Origin of the sequence: Ilyobacter sp. (assembly GCF_041583315.1) — a bacterium.
Lineage (GTDB): Bacteria > Fusobacteriota > Fusobacteriia > Fusobacteriales > Fusobacteriaceae > Ilyobacter.
Map to the genome: position 1 here is coordinate 1 of NZ_JBFHGC010000215.1, position 4,514 is coordinate 4,514.

Sequence of the window (4,514 nt, forward strand, 5' to 3'; positions counted from 1 at the left end):
CAGTACCTGGCAGCCGTCTCCCCAAGGTGGCTGTCACCCCAAAACTTATATCCAGCATATATAATAGTCAAAACAGATAGTAAGTCATTCCATAGTGAGTATTTTTTTTATTAATAAAGAGAAATTATAATAACTTAAGTTGAATCTCGGATTAAGTTACTCCTTTGAAAATTTCAAAAATAACCAGCACTTGAGATATTTGATTCTATAAATATATATGCAAATACAAGCTTTAAAATAATTAACTCCGAAAAAGGTAAAACAGGATAAATCCTGTGGCACAAAACTATAGGGTCTAATTCTTTCTAGATATGACAGCCAGTTTCCGAGATTTTTAGGAGGGAACAATATGCTTAAGACTATACTCCGTAGACTTGATCAAAATGATCGTCTAGGAGAAAAAAGAAAATCAGAAGAAGAAAAAAAATTGCTAAAAATCTGCAATAAAGCTATTTATTCTAATCCAAAGAACCCAGTTGCTTATTTTAACAGGGGAAATCTGAACTTCAAGTTTGGAGACTATATGAATGCATTAAAAGACTATAGCAGAGCCATAAGACTTAATCCTGAATATTTACACGCTTATCACTGCAGAGCAATAGTAAAAGAGAAATTAAGCTATTATAACGGAGCTATTTCTGACTATAACCTTATTTTAAAAATAGATTCATCAGATGGATTGGCACATAAAAATAAAAACATTATTTTACAAAAATTTATAGGATAGGGCAAAAGGGTCGGCATTTTAGCCGCCTTTTTTATTATATTAGAAACACAGTTTAAGTGTAATTTTGTAATATCCCAAATTAATTGTAAATTTAATATGACCTCCCTAATTATTAGAAGTATAATCTATTGATTAGGGAGGTTTTCATATAAGTACAACACGCCACGTATCTTGATGTTCCCAGCGTATAGCCAAATTAGATAAGTTAAACTTTCAGGATACTATAGTTTCACTCTCTTATTTATCCATATTATCATTTTCTAAAGTTATAAAATTCATACACTTTTCTTCTTTATTAAAAAATGCAGCGATATTTTTGCCATTATTAATTCCTTCTTTATCGAAACGTTTACAAATACCCCTTAGTTCACATTTTTCTCCATTATTACATCTTATAAACATAATTCTTTTCTCAGCTCCTTTAAATTATCTTTTTATATTAATAAAAAATATGTTAATATTCTAACACAATTTCCATTGAATCGCATCAAATTTATTTTGTGTACGATATTGTAATCGTTCTTGCTGGCTTGAACGATCCAAATAAAAATTATAAATTTGGTTAAAAAAAATTTATTTTCATAACTTTACTGTGTTTTAAAATTGATACCTGTTAATATATAAAAAATATCTAAATGCACTGGTTTTACTTATAAATTAGTTAAAATAGAATATTTAAAACCTTCTTTATTAAGGGTTATTTTTAATTTTTCATAAATTTTTTCGATATTTAAACAGGAATTTGTAAAAATGTCAGTAATCATAATTGAAATTTAATTTTTCATAAAAATCACTGAAATCAACTTTTTTTCAAAATCTATAAAAAATATTTAGAAGAACTTATGCTTACTTAATTTAAAAGAATTATTTATTCTTTTGGAGCGTTTTGGAATATCTAATGAAAAACACCGGTGACTAATAATCTAATCTTATAGACATTCAAGGGGAATTTCAGCGGCTTAAAAATTAATTTTTTTGATTATGCCTGGGGATATTTATTAAACAATCAAATATTAAAGAAAGGGATGACTTTTATGAGTGCAAATTTGATGTATATCTTAAGACAGGATGGTTCAATATGTGGTGGTTTTCCTGTTAAATCAAATGTTAATAATATTCAAGATGTGACCTTTGATCAGGATTGGAAAGAATTACTAGCAAAACGCGAGCATAGGATAATCGACTCGATTCGATTATCTGATAAGATCTATCCGGCTAACCATATGGACAACATAACGTGGCGTATGGAACTATTCCCTCTTGAAGGCAAAGAGCAAGACTCACCTGCCTTTAGCTGTATTATTAAGAGCATCGATATGCAAACGGTTGATGCCAATCTGAATAATATTAACAGTCTCCGGACAATTATTGATGCTATGCCATTTGGCGTGGCAGTTATCCGCCGAGACAAACACGTACATATTATGAATCAGGCTGCATTAAATCTCGCTGGTTATTCAAGCATGGAAGAGTTTGCTACTTTGAAAAGACCTTGTCAGGATACTTTTTGTCCAGCACCAAAAAATGAATGTCCGGTTTGGGATAAAGGGCAACGATTTGATAAGACTGAACGTGGCTTCCTGATGCGCGACGGAACAAGCTTACAGGTTCTAAAAAGTGCGGTACCCATTAATATTGAAGGGGAAACAATGATGCTTGAAGGCATTATTGATCTACGAAAACAGAAAGATTTAGAACTTTTGGCATATAGCGATCCACTTACTGGTATCCTTAATCGTAAAGGAATGCGCGACAAATTTAAACATATCCAGGATCAGACTGCAGCAGGAAAGCAAAACTATACTGTAATGATGTTTGATCTTGATGATTTTAAGAGGATTAATGATAACTATGGCCATTTTGCTGGAGATAACGTGCTACGTTTCTTTGTTCAGTGTGTGAAAACCGAGCTACAGATCGAGGACATCTTTTGTCGCTGGGGCGGCGATGAATTCCTGGTAATAACTGCGATGAATATCCAAGATTGTTTACCAATAGTACAACGAATTATTGAGAACGCAAAAGTTGCTCCATATAAGAATGAAGCATGGGGGGATATATCACTGCGTTTTAGTGTTGGAATTGCAGACATCGAACGAAGTATGACACTGGACCAGACCGTACATAAGGCCGATGTTTATATGTATAATGCGAAGCGCAGTCATATCGGAATATACTATGAAAAACAGTGCAAGGATGATGTGAATTGATATTTATATTATATGGATCTTTCCCAAATTACATGTAAATTTTATATTGCTTTCACAGTCATCAGAAATACTTATTAATAAGGTTTTTATACATTTCAACCAAGTTATTATTGCCATTTCTACACTTGGTATTTTTTATACAATTCAAGAGTATATAAAACAGACAGGACTCAATGTCCTGTCTGTTTTATATATATCTTTCATATTTTATTCTGATGATAGTCTATTTTCTATCATTGGCACATTCAGAAGCCTTTCCTGTAAGTATCTCCAATCCATGATAAAGAGTACTTATTATATATTCAAGAGACTCTTTTACAGCTTTCGGACTTCCCGGAAGATTCACTATGAGCGTATCCTTTCTTATTCCTGCCACTGCTCTTGAAAGCATGGCTCTCTTGGTTATCAGCATCGAGTAGCTCCTTATGGCTTCTGGTATCCCAGGAACAGCCTTTTCTATCACTTCAAGAGTAGCTTCAGGAGTAATATCCCTTTTAGAGAAACCTGTCCCTCCTGTAGTAAGAATGAGATCAGCCTCTCCTGCATCACATATTTCTGCAAGAGTATGCTTCAGAAGATGATAGTCGTCAGGAATCAAAATATTTTTCACAATTTCATAACTGTTTTTTTTCAGAATATCTATTATGACCTGACTGCTTTTATCTTCACGCTCTCCCCTATACCCCTTATCACTCAGACATATCACTACGGCTTTAAACACAGATAATCCCTCCCCTTGAGAATACTTTTCTATTTAAAATTAGATAAAATAATCATTAAAAACACCTAGACTATACTAATCATATTATATTATTCTCTAAAAATCAAGAAATCCAGGGTTTTCTACTGGAGATTCTGGATTTTAAATAAGATATTGAATTTATACGAACTCTGTTACTTTTCCTTGATGAAAAGTAACCAAAAATCAAGCCTTGTCTTGTCCAAGCTAAAATATAATAAATTTTACTAAAAATACAAAACTCGCTGCGCTCAGACATTGTATTTTCTTAACGCAAAATTTATTATATTTCTTCACGCTCGTCCTGCGAATAGGCACTTTAAGACATTTAGAAGACTTTAAAGATTCTGAGGATTTTAAAAAGCATTTAAATATTCTAATCTTTAAGTGGCATTGACAAAATCAGCGTTAAGAATGGCCGCAGTGAAATTCTTAGAAAAAATCGACTGTTTGAACGAAGTGAGTAGCCAAAAAAATAACGAGTCATACGAGTATATTTTCTGGTTCTCAGAAACTTTTTTTCTGAGTTTCATTAATCTCTTGGATTTTCAAGGTTATTTAGCTGATTTTTCAAAGCCTTGACCTGTTGGTTATGCCCTGACCGAAGGGAAGAAATGCCCTTGGGGTGCTTTTCATCAAGGAAAAGTAACAGACTTCTGTGCAAATTCAATAATTAAATTATAAATTTAGGGTTTATTATCTGGGGAGAAGAGGATATAATTTAGATTAGAGGTGATAGTATGTACGAAGAACTTAAAAAGATAATCAAAGAAAGTAATAACATAGTTTTTTTTGGAGGCGCCGGGGTTTCCACAGAGAGCAATATTCCGGATTTCAG

General features: G+C 32.5%; 4 protein-coding genes, 1 pseudogene and 1 riboswitch. Of the genes and pseudogenes, 3 read left to right on the top strand and 2 right to left on the bottom strand.

Annotation, left to right across the window (positions count from 1 at the left end; genetic code table 11):
• The first annotated feature begins 245 nt into the window (after nucleotides 1-245).
• A riboswitch (cyclic di-GMP riboswitch) is annotated at nucleotides 246-330 on the top strand.
• Nucleotides 331-349: 19 nt separating this feature from the next.
• Nucleotides 350-727, top strand: a complete 378-nt coding sequence (locus ABZA26_RS08470) for a tetratricopeptide repeat protein (protein WP_372714088.1) — start codon at nucleotides 350-352, stop codon at nucleotides 725-727.
• Nucleotides 728-964: 237 nt separating this feature from the next.
• Here ABZA26_RS08470 and ABZA26_RS08475 read toward each other — a convergent pair whose 3' ends face one another.
• Complete coding sequence (locus tag ABZA26_RS08475; protein ID WP_372714089.1) at nucleotides 965-1,129, bottom strand: hypothetical protein; 165 nt, start codon at nucleotides 1,127-1,129, stop codon at nucleotides 965-967.
• A gap of 632 nt (nucleotides 1,130-1,761) precedes the next feature.
• Here ABZA26_RS08475 and ABZA26_RS08480 point away from each other — a divergent pair.
• Nucleotides 1,762-2,937, top strand: a complete 1,176-nt coding sequence (locus ABZA26_RS08480; protein ID WP_372714090.1) for a diguanylate cyclase — start codon at nucleotides 1,762-1,764, stop codon at nucleotides 2,935-2,937.
• Nucleotides 2,938-3,160: 223 nt separating this feature from the next.
• Here the strand turns inward: ABZA26_RS08480 and ABZA26_RS08485 are convergent, their stop codons facing one another.
• Nucleotides 3,161-3,658 carry a molybdenum cofactor biosynthesis protein B gene (locus tag ABZA26_RS08485; RefSeq protein ID WP_372714091.1) on the bottom strand — a complete coding sequence of 166 codons (498 nt, stop codon included), beginning with the start codon at nucleotides 3,656-3,658 and terminating at the stop codon, nucleotides 3,161-3,163.
• Nucleotides 3,659-4,416: 758 nt separating this feature from the next.
• Between ABZA26_RS08485 and ABZA26_RS08490 the strand changes: the two are divergent.
• Nucleotides 4,417-4,514, top strand: a pseudogene (locus tag ABZA26_RS08490) (NAD-dependent protein deacylase); the annotation flags it as partial.